Genomic DNA, 22,226 nt, shown 5'->3' on the forward strand with positions numbered 1-22,226 from the left:
CCTCGCTTCGCTCGACAGATCCTACAGGACCAGCAAGACCCGACGAGAGCTTGTCCCGCTGGGTTGCGCAGCAGCCCTCGCTCTTCTGAACCACCTCTCGCTTCATTGGTCGACTCAGTACGCCCGAAACCAGGTGACCTGACGATGCACGATGAGCACAACACAAACCCATGCGGCCTGTCACACGGCGCCTGGCTGAACGAACCCAAGCTCCACAGCGCGCCCACCACGCAAACCCTGGATCTTGAAACCGACGATGCCACCGATTTCTGGCGCGAAACCCACTACGGCTTCACCCACGACAGCGGCCACTTCCTCGGCGTTGAAACCCCGTCCAGCTTCACCTGCCAATTGCGCATCCGCGGCGCCTTCGAAGCCCTGTACGACCAGGCCGGCCTCATGATCCGCGTCAATGAGCGCCAGTGGGTCAAGGCCGGCATCGAACTGAGCGACGGCCAGGCCATGCTCGGCAGCGTGCTCACCGATGGACAATCCGACTGGGCGACCAGTCCCTACACCGCAGACCCCGGCGACTTCTGGATGCGCGCCACCGTGGCCGAAGGCGTGCTGCGCTTGCAGGTGTCCAGCGATGGGCGTCGATGGCCGCTGGTGCGGTTGTGTCCCTTTCCCGTCGCACCTCATTACCAAGTGGGCCCGATGGCCTGTAGCCCCAAGCGAGGCGGATTGAAGGTGGCGTTTTCCGACTGGACACTTGGCCCCGCGCTGGGCAAGGACTTGCATGATCTGACCTGAGCGCCGCCCTTCTGCAGGGCTCTGTATCCGCGACACACAGCAATACAAACACACCGCGGCATGACACATCCCAGATACACGGCAAGCGCCAAATGGCCCCGTCCGAACAGGCAGTCCCGCCTTGCTTCGACCCGATGTGCCGAGCACCGGGCAAGCAAGGTGACGCCTCCACGGCATACGCCCCGCGCAACGTTTGCCAGGGGCCACACAGCTCTTATCTGGAGAAAACTCATGACCCGTACAAAAAACTCGAACTCCGCTCGCCTCGCCCTCGCCGCCCTGGCTTTGTCCGGCGGCTTGAGCCTGGCCCAGTCCGCTTTCGCCGTGGAAGCACTGCCCCAGGGGTATCAATTGGCTTCGGCGGAAAAGACCTCTGAAGGCAAATGCGGTGAAGGTAAATGCGGTGCCGCCGAATCGGGCAAGAAAGTCACTGCTGCCGAAGGCAAGTGCGGCGAAGGCAAATGTGGCGACGCTTCTTTTGCCCGTACCGACACCGACGATGACGATCGCGTCTCGCTGAAGGAATTCCTCAGCGTCGCACCAACCCAGCAAGCCGAATTCGAAAAGATGGACAGCAACCACGACGGCTACCTGTCCGAGGCGGAAACCTACAAATACCGCACCGGCCAGTACACGGCCAACGGCAAGAAAGTGCCAACCGAGCTGTTCACCCGCATGAGCCAAGCCAAGGAATAACCGCCTTCGCTCCGACCCTCCCGGACATTCACGCCGGGAGGGTTTGGTCATCCCTGGAGAACCGCGATGAGTACCTTCACTTCCCCCAGCGGCGCCGGGCTCGGCCTGCGCCGCGCCCTGCTTGGCGACCTGCTGGAGATGGCCCCGGGCGCCGTGGATTTCCTCGAGTGCGCCCCGGACAACTGGATCGGCGTCGGCGGTATCTACGCCGAACAACTGGACCGACTGGCCGCACGGCACCCCATCACCTGCCATGGGTTGTCGCTGTCCCTCGGCGGCCCCCAATCCCTCGACCTCGACCTGCTGCGGGGCACACGTCGATTACTCGATCGCTACGCCGTGGCGATCTACAGCGAACACCTGAGCTACTGCTCCGACAGCGGTCACCTCTACGACCTCTTGCCGATCCCCTTCACCGAAGAAGCCGTCCACCACGTCGCCGCCCGCATACGCCAGGCCCAGAACGAGCTGGGCCAACGCATCGCCGTGGAAAACATCTCCTACTACGCCGCGCCCTTCCAGGCCATGAGCGAAATCGACTTTATCAACGCGGTGCTCGTGGAAGCCGACTGCGACCTGCTGCTGGACGTCAACAACCTCTACGTCAATGCCATCAATCACCGTTACGACGCCGAGAAGTTCCTGGCAGCCCTCCCCGCGCAACGCGTCACCTACCTGCACGTTGCCGGCCATTACGACGAGGCCGACGACCTGAAAATCGACACACATGGCGCCGCCGTCAAGCCAGACGTGTGGACGCTGCTGCACCAGACCTACCAACGATTCGGACCCGTACCGACGCTGCTGGAGCGCGACTTCAACTTCCCGCCCTTGTCGGAACTGCTCGCCGAAGTCGAGCAAATCAAACAGCTCCAGCAACTCGCCTGCCCGGTAATCCCGGAGGCCCGCCATGCCTGATCAACTGCTGGAACAACTCAACTGCATGGCCAGCTACGTACGCAATCCCCACCAACCGCCACCCCCCGGGCTCGAAGCCCGCCGCCTGGCCGTCTACCGCCAACTGTTCATCGGCAGTATCGAAGCACTGCTGGCCGCCAGCTTCCCGGTCATCCAGCAAACCCTGCCGCCCGCCGACTGGCGATGGCTGGTCCACGACTTCTACGCCAACTACCGCTGCCAGACGCCGCTGTTCACAAAACTGGCCGGAGAGTTCGTCACCTACCTGGAACAACACACCGACCTGGACGACCTCCCGCCCTGGCTGCCCGAACTCGCCCAACATGAATGGAGCGAAAGCGCCCTGCTACTGAGCGACGCGGTGGAACCGTCGCACAACCCCTTCGGCGATCTGATCGAGGGCGAGCCCGTGGTGTCGAACCTTGTGCAAGCACATGCCTATGAATGGCCGGTCTGCGACATTGGGCCGGATTATCAGCCGGGTGAAAAACCTTCGGCTCCGACCTTGGTCCTGCTACAGCGCCGCGCCGGGCAAGTGACATTTTCGCGCCTTGCGCCGCTGGCTTATGGGTTGTTGGTATCGCTGATGGAGCATCGGCGCAGTGGGCGGGAGCATCTGGTTGCGTTGGCTGAGATGGCTGGGGTGACGGTGCGGGAAATCATGCCAATGGGGATGGCGGCGCTTGAGGGGTTCAAGGCGCAGGGGATTGTGTTGGGGGTTCGTTGGGGGTGACCGGTAGTCCGTCGTTCTGGCACTGTTGAAACAGCCGTCTTGCCCGACAGGCTCGGCGGCGGATAATCCTGCCCAAGCAAGGCGTCAATGCGCGGCCGGCAAAAACGCCAGCAATGCATCGGTGACTGCAGCGGGTTGCTCTTCCGCCACCCAGTGCCCCGCACCTTCTATGTTGACCGCACGCACATTCACAGCGACGTGCCGCAAGTGATCGCCGATGATCGCCCCCATGCCGCCCTCTCCCCCGATGCCCAGTACCGGCATGGGCAGCTTGTGCCGGGCAAATGCCTGGTTGGCCTGAATATCCTGGGGGAATGCACGGTAGTACTCGAAGCCGGCCCGCAGGGCACCGGGCATGGCATAGGCACGACCGTAGATCTCGTCGGTCTGGTTATCGAACGCCCGGGAGTTGATGGCCTCGGCATTGTGGAACCACTTGAAATATTCCAGCTCACGGCCGCTGATCAGCGCTTCAGGCAAGTCCTGGACGCTATGGAAGTGAAAATGCCAGGCACGGGGTGACTGGGTGACTTCGTTCCAGGGTTCGATACCCGGCAGCGGTACGTCCATGATCGTCAGGGTGCTGAGTTGTTCGGGGTGTTGTGCGGCATAGGCGTACGCCACCATGCCCCCCATGTCATGCCCGACCAGATTGATTCTCGGCCCCAGGCCCAGATGCGCAACCAGCCCGTGAATGTCCTGGGCAATCGTGGCTTTGTCATAACCGCCGGCGGGCTTGGCGGTATCGCCAAGACCCCGCAGGTCTGGCGCCAGAACCGTGTAGCCGCGCGCGACCAGTTGCGGCATCACGTACCGCCACATGTAGGACGTCGATCCCCAACCGTGCAGCAGCACCACCGTCTGGGACCCGCCTTTGGCCAGCAAATAGTGATAACACACACCGTTGATATCGGTCTTACCGTCGATGATGCGGCGACTGGTCTCGGCCAGTTGTTCGACTGAAACGGCAGGCTGCGAAGGGTCCGCCGTGCCAGCCATCAAAGGGCTGGTGGCCATCACCGCAACCAATGCAGCACCCAGTAGCGAAAGGCGCATAGAGACTTCAGACATGAACAATGGGAAAGACCATGCACCATGATCGGTAAAGCCGGACCGAATGCTAATTGCACCTGGGTAGTTAAAAAACATACCAAGGTCTGGTTGCTTGGCCCCTAGGTCCTCTCGATATCTCTGCTGATGCGGTCTCGATCTACGTTCTGGAGAAGCTGAAAGACTTCATCGCCGCAGCGGGCGGGAGCATCTGGTCGCGTGGGCTGAGGTGGCAGGGGTGACGTTACAAGAGATCATGCCAGTGGGCGTGGCGGCGCTGGAGTGGTTCAAGGCGCAGGGGATTGTGTGGGGGGCGTTGGGGTGAGCGATGACGATTCCTACGCAATTCTCGGAATCGGATACCTGTTCGGGGTTCGGGCTGAAAACTATAGTCGTTGCGTCGCCTTGAAGGGCGGTCAGGTTTGGCGACCTAAGTATCGGATCAGTCCATTAATCTGATCGGAGCAATCCCATGGAAAGATACATCCCCATCACCGGCATCGACTGCTCACCGGCTTCGCTGTTGATTGATAGTCAGGCACCGCTTGACGTTCTGCTAGCCAGATTGGCAAACAGAAGCTCCATGACCAACGAGCCCCCTCGAAATGCGCCCAGCCACACACCGAATAGAAGTAGCCATTTGGCTACAAGTGGGATTATGATCGGCGAGAGAATATTTGACATCCAGCAGACGCCAGATTTTGAGGATTGGCTTGACGATCTAAACGATGCTCAAGGGAAAGCGGCTATCCTGGCCCGTCTGGATCGCGCCGGAAACGGCAATTTTGGCGATAGCGAGCCGGTTGGTGACGGGGTCAGCGAAATGCGTGTTTTTATTGGACCGGGGTACAGAATTTATTTTGTGCGCTCAGGTGTCACCGAGTATTTGATGCTCAGCGGAAGCGATAAAACAGATCAAAAAAGAGGTATTAAGAGAGCCAAACAGATCCTTGATACCCTGAGAGGTAGATGAAATGAGCAATAAATTTAATCCTGAGGATATGCCGATCCTTAGCCTCAATACTACCGGTACGACTCGTTATGAGGCTTCGCGTTTTCTCGACAACCCAGAAGCTATAGCAGCTTATTTAGCAGAAAGCATGAAGGCCGATGATACGGAGAGTCTTATTCATGCTTTAGCCGAAGTGGCAAAAGCCAAAGGTATCAATAAGGTTGCCAAGGACGCTGGGGTAAATCGTGAGAGCCTTTATAAAGTACTGAAATCCGGCGCAAAAACGCGATATGAAACTATCAGGAAGCTGATGATGGCGATCGGCGTAGAACTCACTGTACGGCCAATCACCACACCAGAGGCGGCTTCCAAGGCCGCAATTCCACAAGCAGGCACGCCAAAGATTGCGGCGAAACCTCCTACAAAATCTGGCAAAAAACCAGGTGTGGCAGCGGCTAAACCATCCGCGAGAAAATCAGCTGGCTCCCAAGCATGTACAACTGGTTAGCCGCTAGAACCACCCGAGGTTCCTCAGGAAACTCGCGTTGCCGGCGAAGCGATAGCCGCCACTGCAGGGCCCTCTTCCAGTCTCTTTTGAAGCATCTTTTTGTCCAACTGCCCACACCACCTGGCGACCACGATTGTCGCCACGCCATTACCGATCAGATTGGTCAGCGCCCGCGCTTCGGACATGAAACGGTCTATTCCCAGAATCAAGGCCAGCGCCGCAACCGGCACATGCCCTACTGACGACAGCGTGGCCGCCAGGACGATGAAGCCGCTGCCCGTTACACCCGCCGCGCCCTTCGATGTGATCAGCAAGACCAGCAACAACGTAATCTGGTGCGTAATGTCCATGGGCGTATCGGTGGCTTGGGCAAGGAATATCGCCGCCATGGTGAGGTAGATGGAAGTGCCATCGAGGTTGAAGGAGTAACCGGTCGGGATGACCAGGCCCACGACGGACTTATGCGCACCGAGCTTCTGCATCTTGACGATCATGAGTGGCAACGCGGTCTCGGACGACGAAGTACCCAGGACGATCAGAAGCTCCTCGCGGATGTACTTGATGAACTTGAAGATGCTGAACCCGTGCAGGCGCGCAATCGTGCCCAGTATTCCCAGTACGAAGACCACGCAGGTGAAGTAAAAACACAGCATCAGATAGCCCAACTGGACTAGAGAACCCACACCGTACTTACCGATAGTGAAGGCCATCGCACCCAGCGCACCGATGGGTGCGACTTTCATCACCACGCCCATGATGCTGAACAGCACCTGGGAGATACTCTCGATGAACTCGAACACCCGACGGCCATAATCACCGATACGATGCAGCGCATAGCCAAACAATACAGAGAAGAGCAGCACCTGCAGGATCTCACCCTCGGCAAACGCGCCAACAATCGTGTTGGGGATAATGTGCAGGAGGAATTGGATGGTGCTCTGTTCTTTTCCAGCGGCAGCATACGCAGCAATCCCCGACGCATCGAGCGTGGACGGATCGATATGCATACCAGCGCCCGGCTGCACGACGTTGACCACAGCCAGCCCGATCAACAAGGCAATTGTCGAAACAATCTCGAAGTAGAGAAGCGCATAACCACCGGTTTTTCCGACCGCCTTCATGTTTTGCATGCCGGCGATCCCGGTGACCACCGTACAAAAAATGATGGGGGCAATGACCATTTTGATCAGCTTGATAAAACCATCGCCGAGCGGTTTTAACGTGGTACCGGTTTCCGGATAGAAGTGGCCAATCAGGATGCCGATGGTGATCGCGAACAGGACCTGAAGATACAGAATCTTGTAGAACGGTTTGCGGATTTGGGTTTCAGCAGACATGGCGGAACCTCGTTTGGGAGGCGTGCGAGGTCCTCGGACCACAGCACCCGTTACATACACCTTCCTTTGATGGAAGAATTTGTTTTGAAGTGAGAGACAGGAATATTTGAAGCTACGGGCCGCTAGTTCGCGGCATGTTTAGAGTGCTGTCCAGCAGAGGCGCCATTGTAGGCACCGCCTCTACCGGGACTGATTTAAAGAATGACGGTAATAAGCAACACCCCGTTTATTTACCGCTCAGGTTTTTAATATCCTCAACCAGGCTATCGAGTGTCGGACGCATGATTAATGGATCAGGCGCACCTGCGGGCGCATCGAGCCCTATCCTGTTATGCCAGAAAGTTGGCAAGCCGACTTTCTGCGTGCCAAACAGATCGTAAGCTGAGCCCGCTACGAATATGGCGTGAGCGGGCTCAACGCCCGCTATTTGCAGGGCAAGCCTGTAGGGTTGCGCATCGGGCTTGTAGAAGCCGGCCTGTTCAGAAGTGACAATGACGTCAAATGGCACGCCGAGAAGATCCGCTGCGATACGCCCCAACCGCTCCGAACAGTTGGTCACCACTCCGAGTTTGTAGTGCGGCGCCAACTCGGTGAGCACGCGTTTGGCCTCAGGCCAAGGTTGCAACTGCATCCAGCGCGCCTCCAGATTTTGCGCGGCTTCCTTGCCCAGTCCCACACTGATCGCAGCCTCCTCGACCAATGTTTCATAAGGCCGGTAAGCACCGCAGCCGTAGGTTGCCTTCAAATAAGCCATACGCCAGGTGCGCCCCATTTCATCGGAGCCTGCCACGGAGTTCCATAGCGTCCATGAGTCCAGCAGAGCGGTGAGCAAATCGAACAGGACGAGTTTCACAGGAGTTTGCTGAAGATTGTTTTCAATCGAATTCATGACGAGTGCCCTTCTTGAAAGTATTTAAATTTCAGCCACTGCTGATATTTCCACCAAGGCTCCGTGATGGAGTGGCCCACACGGAATGATCACTCTTGTGGGGCGGTGCGGCCCCATGAGTGTTGAATAGGCGAGATTCACGGTCGGCCAGTCAGCCACATCAACGATGTATATTTGCACGCTGACCAAGTGACTAAGCGAAGCACCCGCTGCCTGAAGCACCGCTTCGACATTTGCCATTGCCTGAATAGCCTGGGCTTCTATTCCATCGGGGAATTCTTGTGCATCAGGTGGAAACGGCAACTGGCCGGAAATAAATAGAAGTTTTCCTGTCATGACACCGTGTGAGTAATGCCCACCGGGTGCGGGCAGTTTCTCTGCTGTGATCAACTTCATTTGCCCCTCCTGATTGACCAACGTTGTGTGTTCTGCTGAATGAATTACCAGCCCGCGATGCGTGGCCAGTAACCCACACCGCGCCCCTCGCTGAGTACGTGATAACCCGCGTGCTGCGCCGAGGTGGCACAGGCGTGATTCGGCAGGATCCGCAGCAGCGTGCCCAAGGGCAGCAAGTTTGAGGGTTCAAGCTTGCCGGCCCGCGATGAAATGATTCCGTGCTCCTGATTGGTGGCGCTGACAATCAGGTCGCCAATGGGCTGGCCGGCGGCGTCACACACGATGCCGTAACCCTGATCGACCGCTTGTTTAGCGGTACCACGATCACGAGAAAGTGCCATCCATCCCGCGTCCGTGATGATCCAGCCTTTTTCGATTTGATGACCAATGACAGTGGTCAGAACCGAGACGGCAATATCTTGCACCTGACAAACGCCCAAGCCCGCCATGACCAGATCGAAGAAGGCGAACACACCCGCACGTACTTCCGTCACCCCTGATAAGTTCTCAGTAAACAGTGCCGTGGGTGTCGAGCCGACGCTGATGATCGACAGGTGGAAACCTGCACTCGTCAGCAGTTGGCTGGCCTCGATAATCGCCGCGCGTTCCTGCCGGGCGCTGGCTTCAATTTCCGCAATCGACTGGCTGTCGTAGGACTTGCCGGCGTGTGTCATCAGGCCGCTGACCCTGACGCCTTTGGCGGTCAGCAACTGCGCAATGTCCACCAACAGCGGTGATTGCGGGTCGAGACCGGAACGGTGACCGTCGCAATCGATTTCCAACAGAACATCAAAGACATGACCCGACGTTTCGGCGAACTCGGCCAGTAACCTGGCGGTGTCCAGATTGTCGAGTACCACCTTGAGCTGAGCGCCTTTGCCGATCAATGCAGCGGCATGAGCGAACTTGTTAGGCGCAATGCCAACGCCGTACAAGATGTCGGTAAACCCGGCCTCGAAAAAGAAATCTGCCTCCCGCAACGTTGAAACAGTGATAGGGCCGCGCCCGCCTGCGAACAATCGCTCGGTGACCTCCAACGATTTGTTGGTCTTCACATGTGGCCGCAATATCACGTTGAATGCGGCCAGCTTATTGCGCATCCGTTGGATGTTGGCATCGAGTCGATCGCGGTCCAGCAATAAGGCGGGGGTTTCGATATGGGTGAATGCTGACATGTGTGGTCTCCTGGAATGGCGCTATTCTAAGCCTCCAGTTTCAGATTAAAATTTAATAATACTAATTCTAATATTCAGTGATTCTTAATGAACGAGACGTTTGATATCCGTTTTCTCTTGGTCATCCGGGAAAGCGAGAGTTTGTTGGCTGCGTCACGCAAGCTGGGCCTGACGCCTTCGGCGGTGACCCAACGACTTCAGCAAATGGAGAAAAAACTGTCGATTCGATTGCTGGATCGGTCAGCCCGGCAACTGCGCTTTACCGATGAAAGCGAGTTCCTATGCCTGCGTGGGGCTGAGCTGGTCGAGCAGTTCGATTCCCTGTTGGCTGATTTGCAAGAGCGGCGCAGCGGCTTCGTCGGCAAGTTGAAAATCAACGCACCGTTCGGGTTTGGGCGATTACATGTGGCACCCGTGGTGGCAGCTTTCCAGCGCCTGCATCCAGACGTAGAGATTCAATTGAGCCTGTCCGAACAGCCTATGGTCGAAGCGACTGACCGGTTTGACGTCGTTATCCATATTGGGGAACTGCGCACCTCCAACCTGGTGGGCCATTCCATTGCACCCAACCGTCGCTACGTATGTGCCTCACCCGACTTCATTGAACAGCACGGTCTGCCGGAACACCCCGACCAGTTGGCTACCCTGCCGTGCATTGCATTGCGAGAGAACAACGAAGACGTCACGCTCTGGCATTTCACCCGTGCGGGTAAAACACACAATGTGCGAATCCGCCCGGCGTTGAGCTGTAACGATGGAAGTGTTATTCGGCAATGGGCTTGCGAAGGGAACGGCATCATTCTGCGTTCTGAATGGGATGTTGCCGACGCTCTGGCGGAGGGAACGTTGGTACGACTACTGCCTGGTTGGAAACTGCCAGAAGCCAATATTGTTGCGCTGACGCATCAACGCGAAGGGCTGCCCGCGAGAACGGTCAAGTTTTTGCGCTTCCTCCAGGATCAATTCCGGCCGCAACCGCTCTGGCGGCAATAGATTTGTTCTAATCGAAAACGGCCCTTTGAAGAATCTTGTTTAACCAATGCTGACCGGCCGCTTGGGTCGATAGCTGCCACTTGCATCGCTAAGAGCAAGTACCCGATGCATAGGGACGATGAATGAAACCAATCAAGATTCACCAAATTACGCACCTGCCGGAGGAAGTTCTCACCTTGGAGAAAGAGGCAGTTGCAGAAGGTTTCAGGTTTCTTACACGCCTGATTTCGGAGTGGCACTCTGGAACAAATCGCTTCAATGCGCCCGGTGAATGTCTCATGGCAGCGTATTCGAACCAGCAACTGATAGGCATCGGAGGACTATCAGTTGCCCCCTATTGTAAGTCCGATACCGCAAGGCTACGGCGTGTGTACGTGACACCTACAGCAAGGAATCAACGCGTCGGTCAGGCGCTGGTAAAAGCGCTGGTTGCACAGGCCTCCCTTCATTTTCACAAGGTTCGTCTTTCCACCGATACTTCTGGAGGCGACGCGTTTTACCTGTACTGCGGCTTCATGCGAATAGAAGATGTCCATGCCACTCATATCATGGAGCTGGTCAACGCCTGAACAGGCAGCTTTCGGCCCGATTGCGGCCTGTCACGAAACAGCTAGAACTGACCCGAAGGTCATGAGACTGGCGCCCGAAGACGTGGATTCGATCAGCTCTGTCAGATAAACGCACCGACCTGATGCGCTCAAACGTCGATGCCCCCACGTATCCATCCAGAGTGAAATAACCAGCCAGCGCCCCCAACCGTCCATCGCCTCCCCCCGCTCTTCCCTACCATCACTTTGAACTACTCGCCCCCTCCTCCAACCGAAAATGTCAGGAGGTCCGCAACGAGCCTGATCGTAGCGACCGTACCGTCCCCACCTAGGAGGTATACCCAAGTGAAAGCGCTACGCTGGCATGGAAAGAAAGACATCCGCTGTGATGACCATCTCCCCGACCCCACGATAGAAGATCCGCGAGACGCGATTATCAAGGTCACTTCGTGCGCCATTTGCGGCTCGGACCTGCACCTCTATGACGGCTTCATGCCCGGCATGAAGCATGGCGACATCATGGGCCATGAGTTCATGGGGGAAGTGGTGGAAGTGGGCTCGGCCAACAAGAAGCTGAAGATCGGCGATCGCGTCGTGGTCCCGTTTACGATTTGTTGTGGTGAATGCGATCAATGCCGGCGGGGTAACTTTTCTGTTTGCGAGCGCAGCAACCGCAACAAGGACCTGGCCGACAAGGCCTTCGGTCACACCACGGCGGGTTTGTTTGGTTATACCCATCTCACTGGTGGCTACCCCGGCGGGCAAGCCGAATACGTGCGCGTGCCTTATGCGGACTTCACACCGGTGGTGATTCCCGAGGGGCTTACCGATGAGCAAGTGTTGTTTCTCGGGGACATCTTCCCCACCGGCTGGCAGGCGGCCGTGCAATGCGATATCCAGCCCACCGACACCGTGGCCATCTGGGGCGCCGGCCCGGTCGGCCAGTTCACCGTGCGCAGCGCGGTGATCCTCGGGGCCAGGCAAGTGGTGTGCATCGACAACGTGCCCGAGCGCCTGGCGATGGCGAAGGCCGGCGGCGCCATCACGATCAACTTCGATGAAGAAAGCGTGCTGGACCGCCTGGCCGAGTTGACGGCTGGCAAGGGGCCGGAGAAGTGCATCGATGCGGTGGGCATGGAGTCCCATGCGACCCGTTCGTTCGACTCCATCTACGATCGGGTCAAGCAAGCGGTGATGCTGGAATCCGACCGCCCCCACGTGCTGCGGGAAATGATGTACGTCTGCCGCCCCGCCGGGACGCTGTCCATTCCCGGGGTGTATGGCGGCTTGATCGACAAGATCCCGTTCGGCGCCGCCATGAACAAGGGCCTGACTTTCAAGATGGGGCAGACCCACGTCAATCGCTGGACCGACGACCTGCTCCGGCGCATCCAGGAAGGACAGATCGACCCGAGCTTCGTCATCACCCATACCGTGAGCCTTGAAGACGGACCGGACATGTACAACACCTTCCGGGACAAGAAAGACGGCTGCGTGAAAGTGGTGCTCAAGCCCTGATCCCTGGGTCATGCCGCTCCCCGGATCGCGGGTTCGCCCGTGAACTCGGGGCGGCCGGCAAGCCGTTTCAAGCGACCAGCGAGGTTTCGATTCCCAGCGAACGGCGACGGCTCACTTTCCCCCGGTAACATCCAGGAAGGTCCCGGTCACGAACGACGCCTCCGCGCTCGCCAGCCACAGAATCGCCCGCGCCACCTCCTCCGGCTGGCCGCCCCGGCCCATGGGAATCGAGTCCTTGACCCGATCGACCCGCCCCGGCTCGCCGCCGCTGGCGTGCATGTCGGTGTAGATGTGCCCGGGGCGAATGCAGTTGACGCGGATGCCTTCCCGAGCCACCTCTTTGGCGAACCCGATGGTGAACGTCTCCAGGGCGCCTTTTGACGCGGCGTAGTCGACGTATTCGTGGGGACTGCCAAGGCGCGCCGAGGCCGAAGAGATGTTGATCACCACGCCGCCCGGGCCGTTGTGCCGGTAGGCCATGCGCTTCACCGCTTGCTGGGCGCAGAGGATCGGACCGATGGAGTTGACCGCGAAGATGCGCTGCATGCGTTCGAAGCCGAGGTCCTCCAGGCGTGACTGGGTAGACAGCACCCCGGCATTGTTGACCAGCACGTCGATCCGCCCGAACGCCCGGTCGATGGCCTTGAACAATTCATCGACCTGCCCGGGGTCCGCGCTGTCGGCCCGCACGGCCAGTGCCCCACGCCCCTGCGCCTGCACATCCGCCACCACGGCCAGCGCCGCAGGCTCATTGGCGACGTAGCTGATCGCGACGTCGTAACCTTTTGCGGCGGCGAGCCGGGCGGTGGCGGCGCCCACCCCGCGACTTCCACCGGTTATCAGGATCAGCGGTGCCGACGAGACGTTATCCATGAAATACCTCCTAGCCAATGATGAAGGTGCCGCTGGCGATCACTGCGCACGCCAGGATCCGGCGGGCGGTGAGTGTCTCGCCAAGGAATGCGTAGCCAATCAGCAATGCGAACAGCACGCTGGTTTCCCGCAGTGCCGATACCGCGCCCAGTGGCGCTTCGCTCATGGCGTAAATGACGATTCCATAGGCCAGCAGCGAGACCAGTCCGCCGACCAGCGCGGACAATGTTCCGGGGCGCAGCGAAAACAAGCTGCGGGCGTCGCGCAGGCCGATGTACACCGCCGGCATCAGCACGCCCCACAAGGCACACATCCACACCGTGTAGGAAAGCGGAGCGCCGGAGAGCCGCGCGCCGATGCCGTCGACGACACTGTAGGCTGCAATGAAACAGCCAGTTCCCAGCGCGTAGGGCAAGCTGGGGACCGACAGGCTGCGGCCCCTGAACGCCAGCGAGATGATCCCGCCTGACACCAGCGCAATCCCCAGCATCTCACCGGGAGTGATGGTCTCGCCGGCAAAAATGGCGGCTCCCAGGGTGATCAGCGCCGGAGACGACCCTCGGGAAATCGGATAGATCTGCCCCAGGTCACCGACCCGGTAGCTGCGCACCAAGAACAGGTTATAGCCGACATGCAGCAACGCCGAAAGCAGCGCATAGCCCCAACTCTCAACGGCTGGCGGCACCATGAACGCTGCGGCGACGACACAGGTGACGGCGATGGCAATGCACATCACCGTCATCGACCATAGCCGATCGGCACCGCCACGCAGCAATGCGTTCCAACTGGCATGCAGGAGCGCGGCGAAAAGAACCAGGAAGACGATATGGGTAGGCATGGTCGCCATTCTAGGCAGCCCATCGCCGGGACTACAGCGAAGTCTTCTCATTGCAGCATGAGCAGACCTTCATGGTTTCACCCATAGATTTGTTGGACTTTCAGCGCTTCGCTGGTCAGCCATTGGCGAAAGCTGACGATGTGCGGCTGCGATTCGATGCCCTTGGGGCACACGAAATAGTAAGCAAGCGGCGATGGGAACGGCACATCGAACAACCGCACCAGACGGCCATCGCTGATTTCGTTTTCAACGTGCCCGCTGCGCACCAACGCGACGCCTTGGCCGAGCAGCGCGGCTTCGACCGTCATGTTGGTGTCGCCAAACCGCACGCTTTCCTTGAGTGGCAAGAACGCCAGTCCGACCTGTTGAAACCAGGCCTCCCATTTCGGCACCAGCTCGGCGCCATCCCGGGTCAGCAGCGGGAAATGCAACAAATCGGCAGGGCCGTGCGGCGTGCCGAAACGCTGCAGCAGATCGGGACTGGCCACCGGAAACACCTGCTCGCCAAACAGGAATTCCGAATAAAGACCGGGGTAAATGCCTTTGCCGAGCCGGATCGCGACATCGGCCTGGCCGCTGGAGAAGTGGATGACCTTGTCCGTGGTGTCCAGCGAGACCAGCAGCTCGGGATGCTGGCGAGAGAGCATTGGCAAGCGTGGCAGCAGCCACTTCAGCGCGAAGGAATACGTGGTGCTGACGCTGAGTCGGACCCGGCCTTTCTGCTCGCGCAAATCGCTCAAGGTCGCCTCCAGGCTCATGATGAACTCCCGCACGATGGGCGCCAGCGCAGCCCCCGCCGCCGTCAGGCTCAATGACTTGCCACGCTCGAACAACTGCAACCCCCAAAGCGCCTCGAGATGTTTGAGCTGGTGACTGACCGCGCTTTGGGTGACGTGCAACTCATCGGCAGCCGCCGTGAACGTCGGGTGCCGGGTGGCGACTTCAAAGGCTCGCAATGTGGCGGTGGGCGGCAGATCTCTCATGGATACGGTTCCGGGCAGTTGTGTGAGAAACACGAAGCATGAACGTCTGCTCATGATAGAGGATTCGCAGCGTGCACCGCTCTACATCGGCAAGCTCAGCCAACGTAGGCTTTATCGTTCAGAAAAATCCTGAGACACTTAAACGCTAATCGTTCTCACAATCATTAGCATCTCAGGACCGACTCATGTCGACTTGCACCACCACCCCGCGTTATTTCACCCCTACCCGCGATCTACTGGCCATGGCGATCTGCATGGCCTCCCTGGCTCCCGCCTACGCCGATGACAACAGCGCCGCCGCCCAGAACACCCCACCGGCCACGCTGGAGCTGGGCGCGACCGAAGTCACGAGCAACCAACTATGGAGCACTACGGAAGGCACCGAATCCTACACAACCGGTTCGATGTCGACGGCAACCAAGCTCCCGCTAACCATGCGTGAGACCCCGCAAGCCGTTACGGTCATCACGCGTCAGCGCATGGACGACCAGGCGATGACCAGCATCAACGACGTGGTCAAGGCGACGCCCGGATTGTTCCTGGATTTTTCCAGCGGGCCCGGCCGGCAGACCTACAAGGCGCGCGGGTTCGAAATCGATAACCTGATGTATGACGGCATCCCGACCGGCTACAACGGTGTTTCGGTCGGCGCCCAGCCCAACCTGGCGATGTTTGATCGGGTCGAGATCGTGCGCGGTGCCACAGGCCTGGTGACCGGCGCAGGCAACCCGTCAGCCGCGATCAACATGGTCCGCAAGCGCCCACTGGCCGAACAGAAACTCACCCTGACCGGTACCGCCGGCAGCTGGGACGATTACGGTGGAGAGGTGGATGCGTCCAGCCCGCTCAACGACAGTGGCACCCTGCGTGGCCGGGTCGTGACCTCTTACCGCGACGCCAACAGTTTCATCGATGATGTCGAGGAAAATCACGGCCTGTTCTATGCGGTCACCGAAGCAGACCTGAGCGAAGACACCACCTTGACCCTGGGTTTCTCCCATCAGAAGGACAAGACCAATTACTTCTGGGGTTCGTCGATGATCGGCCAGGACGGTCATCACCTGGACCTGCCGCGCTCTTACAATCCGGGCACGGATTGGGAGAACAAGGATCAGGAGATCAACACGGTATTCGCCGAAGTCCGTCATCGCCTGGCCAATGACTGGAACCTTCAGGTCAACGCCAACTATTCCGAGCAGGATGCGTTGTTTTCCGGTTCTTACCAATCGCGCTGGGTCAACAACACGCTGGCCCGCACGGTTTACCAGGCCGCTCATGACGAAAACCAGGCCGGCGTTGACGCCTTTGCCAGCGGCCCTTTCGAGGTATTCGGACGCACCCATGAACTGGTTGTGGGCGCGAGCAAGCGCATCTACGACGACACCACCCACAGCTACGACCCTTACGACACCAACTGGCCGATCAACGCCGGGAAACCGAACTTCGTCCATACGAACAACCAGCGCGAGGTGACCACCCAGGACGGCGTCTACCTCACCACACGCCTGAGCCTGGCCGACCCGCTGAAGTTGATCCTCGGCGGACGCCTGGACTGGTACGACTACGACAATCGTGATGGCGAGGGCGACTACAAGGTCACTCGAAACGTCACCCGTTACGCCGGATTGATCTACGACCTGGACGACCATCATTCGGTCTACGTCAGCTACAGCGACATCTTCACGCCGCAGAGCGCAAAGGATAGGTCCGGGTCCCCGGTCAAGCCGATCGTAGGTAAAAACTATGAAGTCGGAATCAAGGGCGAATACTTTGATGGCACGCTGAATGCGAGCCTGGCCCTGTTCCGCGTCGACCAGGAAAATCGCGCCGTGGCGGTGGTCGTGCCCGACTGTCCGCAGGCAACCTGCAACGAGGCCTCAGGCGAGATTCGCAGCCAGGGGATCGACTTCGAAGTGCAAGGCGCGTTGACCGAAAACTGGCAAGTAGGCGGTGGCTACACCTACGCCCGAACACACACCATCAAGGACGCCGCCAATCCACAGAACGTAAACAAGCAGTTCGACACTGACACGCCGGAACATCTTTTCAAGCTGACCACCAACTATCGCTTCCAAGGCTCGCTGGAAAAACTGCGCGTTGGCGGCAACGTCTCCTGGCAGAGCCGGATGTACAACGACATTGCCCTGGCCGACGGCAGTCAATATCGCCTCGAACAGGGCAGCTATGCCGTCACGGACCTGATGGCCGGGTACAGGGTCAACCAGAACCTGGACCTGCAGGTCAATGCCAACAACATCTTTGACCGCCGCTACTACTCGACTATCGCCAACTCTGCGAGTTATGGGGGGGATGCGTATGGCAATCCGCGGAATATGATGTTGACGGCCAAGTACAGTTTCTAGTTAAGGGCGGATTCTTTCTGGTCCTGAAACAGTTCGGATCTGTTTCAGGACTGCGCCTTTTGCAGCAGGCAGGCATGATCTAAGCGCTATTGCTTGAAAATACCTTTGAAAAACCTTACGCGGGGATCACCAACTGTCTCGATAGTCGAAGGCTATCTGATAGTCATAGCCACCCCAATCAATTGAGTGTTGAAAATGGGGTTGCAAGATCGCCACCCATTCCAAGACGACATTAAAGCCCCCGTTATTAATATTATTCTCGAATGGAAGACCTAAAGCCTCGACAACAGCGCCGTCGTCACCCAAATCCTCTGAATACTCCTCTCCCTCGAAAGACTCTGTTTGTTTGCTATACCACTCGAGTCGCAATTTGAGACCCATACGATTCCTTTTTGGTGCTTTTCTCAGGCATCGATACAAGTTCCGATGTAGTATTCCAATCCCACGGGGAACTCCACCCCTAGCACCCTTCCTATCTCTCTTAGCTGCTCATTTGTTAATTCTAGCTCTCCAGGGCCGATCTCGCAGAAGGATTTCCCTTCGGTTACTTGGGCGAGCACTTCATTGTGCTCAGCATTTTTTATGTCCATTTCAAATTGCAATGAATCGTCATTTCTGTCGTCGGGATAAAAACCCGTTATTGAGAAGTAAGACACCGCACCCCACTGCCAGAAAAAATACCCTTCGAAAGGACGAGCTGCCCCGCTGCTACCACGCTGCTCGGTAACGAAATGAGATCTGGTAATCAAACTGCTCAGGAGCGATTGAGTGATTGAAGAGGGGTTGAAGAAGCGGGATCCATTCTTCGAGCACATCAAAACCTCCGTCGTATATTCTTGGCTCGCTTCCCAATCCCAGCGCGATAATTGCTGATATATCGTCCCCCATATCCCTCGAATATTCCTTTCCCTCACCCAACTCGGTTCTCTTGTCATACCAATCCAATCTAATTTTCAAACCCATCGAACCTTCACTTTTTAAGGTTACGATTTTTTGAATCGGTCCTACTTGAAAACCTGTCTCACGGCTGAATGAACCTAAGCTTCCATCGCTTGCACGATACAACTCCACCCCTCTATACCTAGAGCTCCACTTATAAATATTCCTACCTTTAGGGCTGTCAAGAATTTCAACGGCGGGCTTAGTTTTTTTCCTTCATTGCAGGCCAAGCGGATTTGGTTTGCTTGCCGATGATCGGGTTGCAAACTTTCTCACTCCTCCGATTTTTATGATTTACCCCCAGGCTGGTTCCCGCTGGTGGTGAGATAAAGTACTAGGTTTCTTGGCAGTATTATCGAGCAAGCGGCTTCCAACTCCTTAATTTGAGAAGCAGTCAGTTCATAGTCGTATAGTTGCTCCTCCTGTCCAGTCCAGTTCATTATTGTTGCCAATTCTCGGTCATTAATGACGAGCGCTGTTTCGTAAGAAGCGAAGTCATCCCCGTCAATGACGCCCATTATTTTGTGGTTCATGGTTCAATCCACCTCGTTGGGTTGGCTGGTTTCGTCTGGACACCTGTAATGTGGTTGAACTCACCCAGGTGTTTCCCTCGCTTGTCGTATTTTTCTACTGCGCCATGTTGAAAATCCCATTCATAAATATTGTTTTTATCCTTCCAGCGTGGACGCAGTCCTCAACGCCGCGCCGACCGTGCCAGTAGCGGCGCCAGCCGCCGGCACAGCGGAACCTCCCAGTGCGAGCCGGCCCAAGGCGACGGGTATTGCGCTTGAGCCGATTTGCTTGAGGGGAACGCTTCCCGAAGCGTCGGCGCTTCGGCCGCCGAGCCACGTCAGATCGCCGTACTGCTTGACCAGGTCCGGCGGTACGAAGCCGTTGGGGTTGCTGTAATCGATGATTCCGTTGGGCAGTTTGCAGCTCTTGGCAAACACGGAGCCGGTGATGACGAGAGGCTTTTTCTCCACCGTGGCCCAACGTTCGTTTTCATAGGCAGCCTGTCGGGCGAGCATGGCTTCATGGCCGCGCTGGAGGGTTTCGTAGTCCGCCAGCTCGCTGGACGTCATGTCCCGATAGGAGATGTTGTGCCCTTCGCCGGAGCGTGGATTCCGAACCTTGGGCAGGTCTTCTGAGCGTCCAGGGCAAGGCACAGCTTGCCTTACTCAAGGCAGACGATTTGGATAATGCGGTTGTCGCCCTTTAACTGGGTGTGAGTCCACTTCTCTAGTACTTCTACATGCTCCGGTAAAAGGTCATAGCCATCATACGGATCTTCAGGTTGCGTCCAGCCCATGAGATCACTTAACTCAGTCGAGTACGACTGCGGAATTTCTACGCACAGCAATAGCTCCTCAGTGGCCGCATCGAAAACCTCAATGACATGCTTCATTTTTCCACTCTCCTAGATGGATCGGCAGGTTTTGTTTGCTCCCCCGTTACGGAGTCGAACTCGCCCAGATGCTTACCTTGTTTTGTATATATTTCTAACGCGCCATGTTGTGAGTCCCATTCATAAATTTTTCCTGAGCGATCCTTCCATCGTCGGCGTTTTTTACCTCCTCCTCGTACAAACGTTTTCATGGGAGCAGTCTGTGCGTCTGGAAATGCAGGAAGTGACAGTGGGGATGGGTAGTACTTATGATCCCCCGGAACACTCAAAACCACATAAACCGGCCGAACCCCCGAATCCGCCGGAAACACCAGGATGAAATCCTTGTACTCCGGCGGATAAATCGGGTTGACGATGATGCTGTCCGCCACCGGCGTCGGTGGGTAGATCCAGATGTGTGGGGTTTGAGGCGCGGCTTCGAGCGCGGGGATGCCGAGGGTGTCGGAGGGGTCGGTGGCTGGGGTCCAGATCAGCTCGATGCCGTCGCCCAGGTCGGCGATGTATTGGTCGCCGCGAGGAGTGAGGTGGACGACGTCGACCATTTCCCAGGCGCGGTTTTGGCCGGTGTAGAAGCCGTAGCCCTTGATACTGCCGTCGGCCTGCTGCTCGATACTCAGGCGCATGCGGGTGCGGGCCTGTTTGAGCTGGCGTAGCTGCTCTTCGCTATAAAGGGCGCTGTCGCCCAGGCTGGAAGGCCAGAGCAAGGCGACGATGCCGGTCAACAACGCCGCGCCGACCGTGCCAGTAGCGGCGCCAGCCGCCGGCACAGCGGAACCTCCCAGTGCGAGTCGGCCCAAGGCGACGGGTATTGCGCTTGAGCCGATTTGCTTGAGGGGAACGCTTCCCGAAGCGTCGGCGCTTCGGCCGCCGAGCCACGTCAGATCGCCGTACTGCTTGACCAGGTCCGGCGGTACGAAGCCGTTGGGGTCGCTGTAGTCGATGATTCCGTTGGGCAGTTTGCAGCTCTTGGCAAACACGGAGCCGGTGATGACGGGAGGCTTTTTCTCCACCGTGGCCCAACGTTCGTTTTCATAGGCAGCCTGTCGGGCGAGCATGGCTTCATGGCCGCGCTGGAGGGTTTCGTAGTCCGCCAGCTCGCTGGACGTCATGTCCCGATAGGAGATGTTGTGCCCTTCGCCGGAACGTGGATTCCGAACCTTGGGCAGGTCTTTTGGGCGTGTGGTCACAAGTCGCGAATCTCATCCTGAAAATCCAGGACGGACGCTAACGCAGGGGATTTGAGTGGCGATGTAGGATGTTTCTTGAAATGATCGTTCCGTTTTCATCGAGCGACGTAGGGCCGGAAAAATCATCCAACCGATCGGCTCTAGATCTGCGGTTGATCCATCCCGTTACATATCCGCCGCCGCTTTGGGCCGGGGTTTATCAGGAGTCTCCATTTGATTGGATATCGATTCGAGCGCACCACGCGGGATGACCTGCTCATCCATTCGGTCAACCGGGTGCAGAGCATAGTCGTACTGCTGACCAGTGCGCTGGCGTTGATCTTTCCCTTGGGGGCCGTGCTAGCGATTGCCGATTCAGACTCGTCGCCAGTGGGCATGGACCCACTGACCTTGCTCCTGATGGTGCTCGGGCTGCTGCTGATTCCCGCCCTGGGTCTGGCGCTGCTGGTTTACACCGGCACCCGCGAGACCTTGCTGTTGTCGCGCCTCGACGGTGAAGGCAAGCGCCGCACCCAGAACTTTTTCGGACGCCGTGAGCGGGTGCCTTCGGTGTTCAGGATCGACGCCGCCAAACACTTCGAACTGCGCCGCCACCCGGAGGCCAAGCCAGCCGCCACTCAACTGTGGCTGGTGATGCGCGATGGCACCACCCATCGCCTGACGAGCAGCAACGTTCCGGTCGTACCGGGAAGCAAACGCACCGACCTGTGGCTGCGTGAGATAAGCGACTACCTACAAATACCAATGCCCACCGAGGTAATGGTCGGTTCGGCACCCGTTGCGAAGGCCGCCTACCGGCCTGCTCCGACCCCGGCGAAAATCGCCAGGCAACGCAAAACAAAGGCGCCGATGCCTTCGGCGGAGACGACTGAGCAACTGGGCACACCCGCACGCGCCCTGCTCGCGCTGATTGGCGCGTTCCTGTCTGTGTTCGAACTGACCCGCATCATCACGTTGGTGCCCTCGCTGTTTACCGGACGACTGCGCATTGGCATTTCCCGCCCGACAACCTTCTATTGGGCGGAGCAGCCGATGACCTTTTCATTCCACGTGCTTATCGGTGTCGTCGAGCTGCTAGTCATAGGTGTGATCGCCTGGGGTTGTTTGCGCGTGGCGATCGAAGGACGGATGAAGGCCAATCCTTGAGGAGACGCTGCTATGGTGGAAACAGG

The 22,226-nt window shown here is 58.0% G+C and carries 27 protein-coding genes; 11 read left to right on the forward strand and 16 right to left on the reverse strand.

Going from position 1 to position 22,226, the window contains the following annotated elements; translation table 11 throughout:
- Positions 1-144 precede the first annotated feature (144 nt).
- The 4 genes from OC610_RS04135 (at position 145) to OC610_RS04150 (ending at position 3,100) form a co-directional block, all read left to right on the forward strand.
- Positions 145-753: a DUF1349 domain-containing protein gene (locus OC610_RS04135; protein WP_264426644.1), complete on the forward strand. Its 609-nt coding sequence runs from the start codon at positions 145-147 to the stop codon at positions 751-753.
- A 231-nt stretch (positions 754-984) separates the two neighbouring features.
- Positions 985-1,449: an HvfA family oxazolone/thioamide-modified RiPP metallophore gene (locus tag OC610_RS04140; RefSeq protein WP_264426645.1), complete on the forward strand. Its 465-nt coding sequence runs from the start codon at positions 985-987 to the stop codon at positions 1,447-1,449.
- Positions 1,450-1,515: 66 nt separating this feature from the next.
- Positions 1,516-2,367, forward strand: coding sequence for an HvfB family MNIO-type RiPP peptide maturase (locus OC610_RS04145; RefSeq protein ID WP_264426646.1), 852 nt, complete (start codon positions 1,516-1,518; stop codon positions 2,365-2,367).
- The gene (locus OC610_RS04150) at positions 2,360-3,100 is read left to right on the forward strand and encodes an HvfC family RiPP maturation protein (protein WP_264426647.1); all 741 of its coding nucleotides are present in this window, start codon (positions 2,360-2,362) and stop codon (positions 3,098-3,100) included. Before OC610_RS04145 ends, OC610_RS04150 begins: the two co-directional genes overlap by 8 nt.
- An 84-nt stretch (positions 3,101-3,184) precedes the next feature.
- Here the strand turns inward: OC610_RS04150 and OC610_RS04155 are convergent, their stop codons facing one another.
- The gene (locus OC610_RS04155) at positions 3,185-4,156 is read right to left on the reverse strand and encodes an alpha/beta fold hydrolase (protein ID WP_264426648.1); all 972 of its coding nucleotides are present in this window, start codon (positions 4,154-4,156) and stop codon (positions 3,185-3,187) included.
- A 652-nt stretch (positions 4,157-4,808) separates the two neighbouring features.
- Between OC610_RS04155 and OC610_RS04160 the strand changes: the two genes are divergently transcribed.
- Both OC610_RS04160 and OC610_RS04165 read left to right on the forward strand, forming a co-directional pair.
- Positions 4,809-5,123 (forward strand): type II toxin-antitoxin system RelE/ParE family toxin, encoded by a 315-nt coding sequence (locus OC610_RS04160; RefSeq protein ID WP_264426674.1) that lies wholly within the window; start codon positions 4,809-4,811, stop codon positions 5,121-5,123.
- Position 5,124: 1 nt separating this feature from the next.
- Complete coding sequence (locus OC610_RS04165; RefSeq protein WP_264426649.1) at positions 5,125-5,610, forward strand: addiction module antidote protein; 486 nt, start codon at positions 5,125-5,127, stop codon at positions 5,608-5,610.
- A gap of 23 nt (positions 5,611-5,633) precedes the next feature.
- Here the strand turns inward: OC610_RS04165 and OC610_RS04170 are convergent, their stop codons facing one another.
- The 4 genes from OC610_RS04170 to OC610_RS04185 form a co-directional block, all read right to left on the reverse strand.
- Positions 5,634-6,947: a dicarboxylate/amino acid:cation symporter gene (locus OC610_RS04170; RefSeq protein ID WP_264426650.1), complete on the reverse strand. Its 1,314-nt coding sequence runs from the start codon at positions 6,945-6,947 to the stop codon at positions 5,634-5,636.
- Between the two features lie 226 nt (positions 6,948-7,173).
- Positions 7,174-7,836, reverse strand: a complete 663-nt coding sequence (locus tag OC610_RS04175; RefSeq protein WP_264426651.1) for an HAD family hydrolase — start codon at positions 7,834-7,836, stop codon at positions 7,174-7,176.
- A gap of 24 nt (positions 7,837-7,860) precedes the next feature.
- A complete protein-coding gene (locus OC610_RS04180) occupies positions 7,861-8,232 on the reverse strand; it encodes a RidA family protein (RefSeq protein WP_264426652.1) in 372 nt (123 codons plus the stop codon).
- A gap of 44 nt (positions 8,233-8,276) precedes the next feature.
- Entirely contained in the window at positions 8,277-9,407 is a 1,131-nt protein-coding gene (locus OC610_RS04185) for an alanine racemase (RefSeq protein WP_264426653.1), read from the reverse strand.
- Between the two features lie 87 nt (positions 9,408-9,494).
- Between OC610_RS04185 and OC610_RS04190 the strand changes: the two genes are divergently transcribed.
- The 3 genes from OC610_RS04190 to OC610_RS04200 all read left to right on the forward strand — a co-directional run bounded on the left by OC610_RS04190 (position 9,495) and on the right by OC610_RS04200 (position 12,466).
- Positions 9,495-10,400 carry a LysR family transcriptional regulator gene (locus tag OC610_RS04190; RefSeq protein WP_264426654.1) on the forward strand — a complete coding sequence of 302 codons (906 nt, stop codon included), beginning with the start codon at positions 9,495-9,497 and terminating at the stop codon, positions 10,398-10,400.
- 122 nt (positions 10,401-10,522) lie between these two features.
- The gene (locus OC610_RS04195) at positions 10,523-10,969 is read left to right on the forward strand and encodes a GNAT family N-acetyltransferase (RefSeq protein WP_264426655.1); all 447 of its coding nucleotides are present in this window, start codon (positions 10,523-10,525) and stop codon (positions 10,967-10,969) included.
- Between the two features lie 324 nt (positions 10,970-11,293).
- Complete coding sequence (locus OC610_RS04200) at positions 11,294-12,466, forward strand: zinc-dependent alcohol dehydrogenase (protein ID WP_181290345.1); 1,173 nt, start codon at positions 11,294-11,296, stop codon at positions 12,464-12,466.
- Positions 12,467-12,577: 111 nt separating this feature from the next.
- On the opposite strand, the gene OC610_RS04205 is transcribed toward OC610_RS04200, so the two are convergent.
- From OC610_RS04205 to gcvA, 3 genes are all read right to left on the reverse strand, one after another.
- Complete coding sequence (locus OC610_RS04205) at positions 12,578-13,339, reverse strand: SDR family oxidoreductase (RefSeq protein ID WP_264426656.1); 762 nt, start codon at positions 13,337-13,339, stop codon at positions 12,578-12,580.
- Between the two features lie 10 nt (positions 13,340-13,349).
- Entirely contained in the window at positions 13,350-14,177 is an 828-nt protein-coding gene (locus tag OC610_RS04210) for a DMT family transporter (protein WP_264426657.1), read from the reverse strand.
- Positions 14,178-14,254: 77 nt separating this feature from the next.
- The gene (gene gcvA, locus OC610_RS04215; protein ID WP_264426658.1) at positions 14,255-15,160 is read right to left on the reverse strand and encodes a transcriptional regulator GcvA; all 906 of its coding nucleotides are present in this window, start codon (positions 15,158-15,160) and stop codon (positions 14,255-14,257) included.
- Positions 15,161-15,345: 185 nt separating this feature from the next.
- On the opposite strand from gcvA, the gene OC610_RS04220 reads away from it, so the two are divergent.
- A complete protein-coding gene (locus tag OC610_RS04220) occupies positions 15,346-17,523 on the forward strand; it encodes a TonB-dependent siderophore receptor (protein ID WP_264426659.1) in 2,178 nt (725 codons plus the stop codon).
- Positions 17,524-17,649: 126 nt separating this feature from the next.
- Here the strand turns inward: OC610_RS04220 and OC610_RS04225 are convergent, their stop codons facing one another.
- From OC610_RS04225 to OC610_RS04255, 8 genes are all read right to left on the reverse strand, one after another.
- The gene (locus OC610_RS04225) at positions 17,650-17,904 is read right to left on the reverse strand and encodes a cloacin immunity family protein (protein ID WP_264426660.1); all 255 of its coding nucleotides are present in this window, start codon (positions 17,902-17,904) and stop codon (positions 17,650-17,652) included.
- A gap of 23 nt (positions 17,905-17,927) precedes the next feature.
- Complete coding sequence (locus OC610_RS29585; RefSeq protein WP_332880457.1) at positions 17,928-18,338, reverse strand: pyocin S6 family toxin immunity protein; 411 nt, start codon at positions 18,336-18,338, stop codon at positions 17,928-17,930.
- On the reverse strand, positions 18,232-18,651 hold the full coding sequence (locus tag OC610_RS29665) for a colicin E3-like toxin immunity protein (protein ID WP_408636535.1): 420 nt from the start codon (positions 18,649-18,651) through the stop codon (positions 18,232-18,234). Before OC610_RS29665 ends, OC610_RS29585 begins: the two co-directional genes overlap by 107 nt.
- A gap of 98 nt (positions 18,652-18,749) precedes the next feature.
- Positions 18,750-18,995 carry a hypothetical protein gene (locus OC610_RS04240; protein ID WP_264426661.1) on the reverse strand — a complete coding sequence of 82 codons (246 nt, stop codon included), beginning with the start codon at positions 18,993-18,995 and terminating at the stop codon, positions 18,750-18,752.
- Positions 18,992-19,153 (reverse strand): colicin E3/pyocin S6 family cytotoxin, encoded by a 162-nt coding sequence (locus OC610_RS29590; protein WP_332880459.1) that lies wholly within the window; start codon positions 19,151-19,153, stop codon positions 18,992-18,994. Before OC610_RS29590 ends, OC610_RS04240 begins: the two co-directional genes overlap by 4 nt.
- A complete protein-coding gene (locus OC610_RS04245) occupies positions 19,131-19,628 on the reverse strand; it encodes a hypothetical protein (protein WP_332880458.1) in 498 nt (165 codons plus the stop codon). The genes OC610_RS29590 and OC610_RS04245 overlap by 23 nt, the downstream gene beginning before the upstream one ends.
- Before the next feature lie 8 nt (positions 19,629-19,636).
- Positions 19,637-19,867 (reverse strand): DUF7683 domain-containing protein, encoded by a 231-nt coding sequence (locus tag OC610_RS04250; RefSeq protein WP_264426662.1) that lies wholly within the window; start codon positions 19,865-19,867, stop codon positions 19,637-19,639.
- On the reverse strand, positions 19,864-21,054 hold the full coding sequence (locus OC610_RS04255) for a colicin E3/pyocin S6 family cytotoxin (RefSeq protein WP_264426663.1): 1,191 nt from the start codon (positions 21,052-21,054) through the stop codon (positions 19,864-19,866). The genes OC610_RS04250 and OC610_RS04255 overlap by 4 nt, the downstream gene beginning before the upstream one ends.
- Before the next feature lie 213 nt (positions 21,055-21,267).
- Here OC610_RS04255 and OC610_RS04260 point away from each other — a divergent pair, with 213 nt between their 5' ends.
- The gene (locus OC610_RS04260) at positions 21,268-22,200 is read left to right on the forward strand and encodes a hypothetical protein (protein WP_264426664.1); all 933 of its coding nucleotides are present in this window, start codon (positions 21,268-21,270) and stop codon (positions 22,198-22,200) included.
- The last annotated feature ends 26 nt before the right edge of the window (positions 22,201-22,226 follow it).

Origin of the sequence: Pseudomonas agronomica, assembly GCF_025917275.1 — a bacterium.
Classification (GTDB): Bacteria; Pseudomonadota; Gammaproteobacteria; order Pseudomonadales; family Pseudomonadaceae; genus Aquipseudomonas; species Aquipseudomonas agronomica.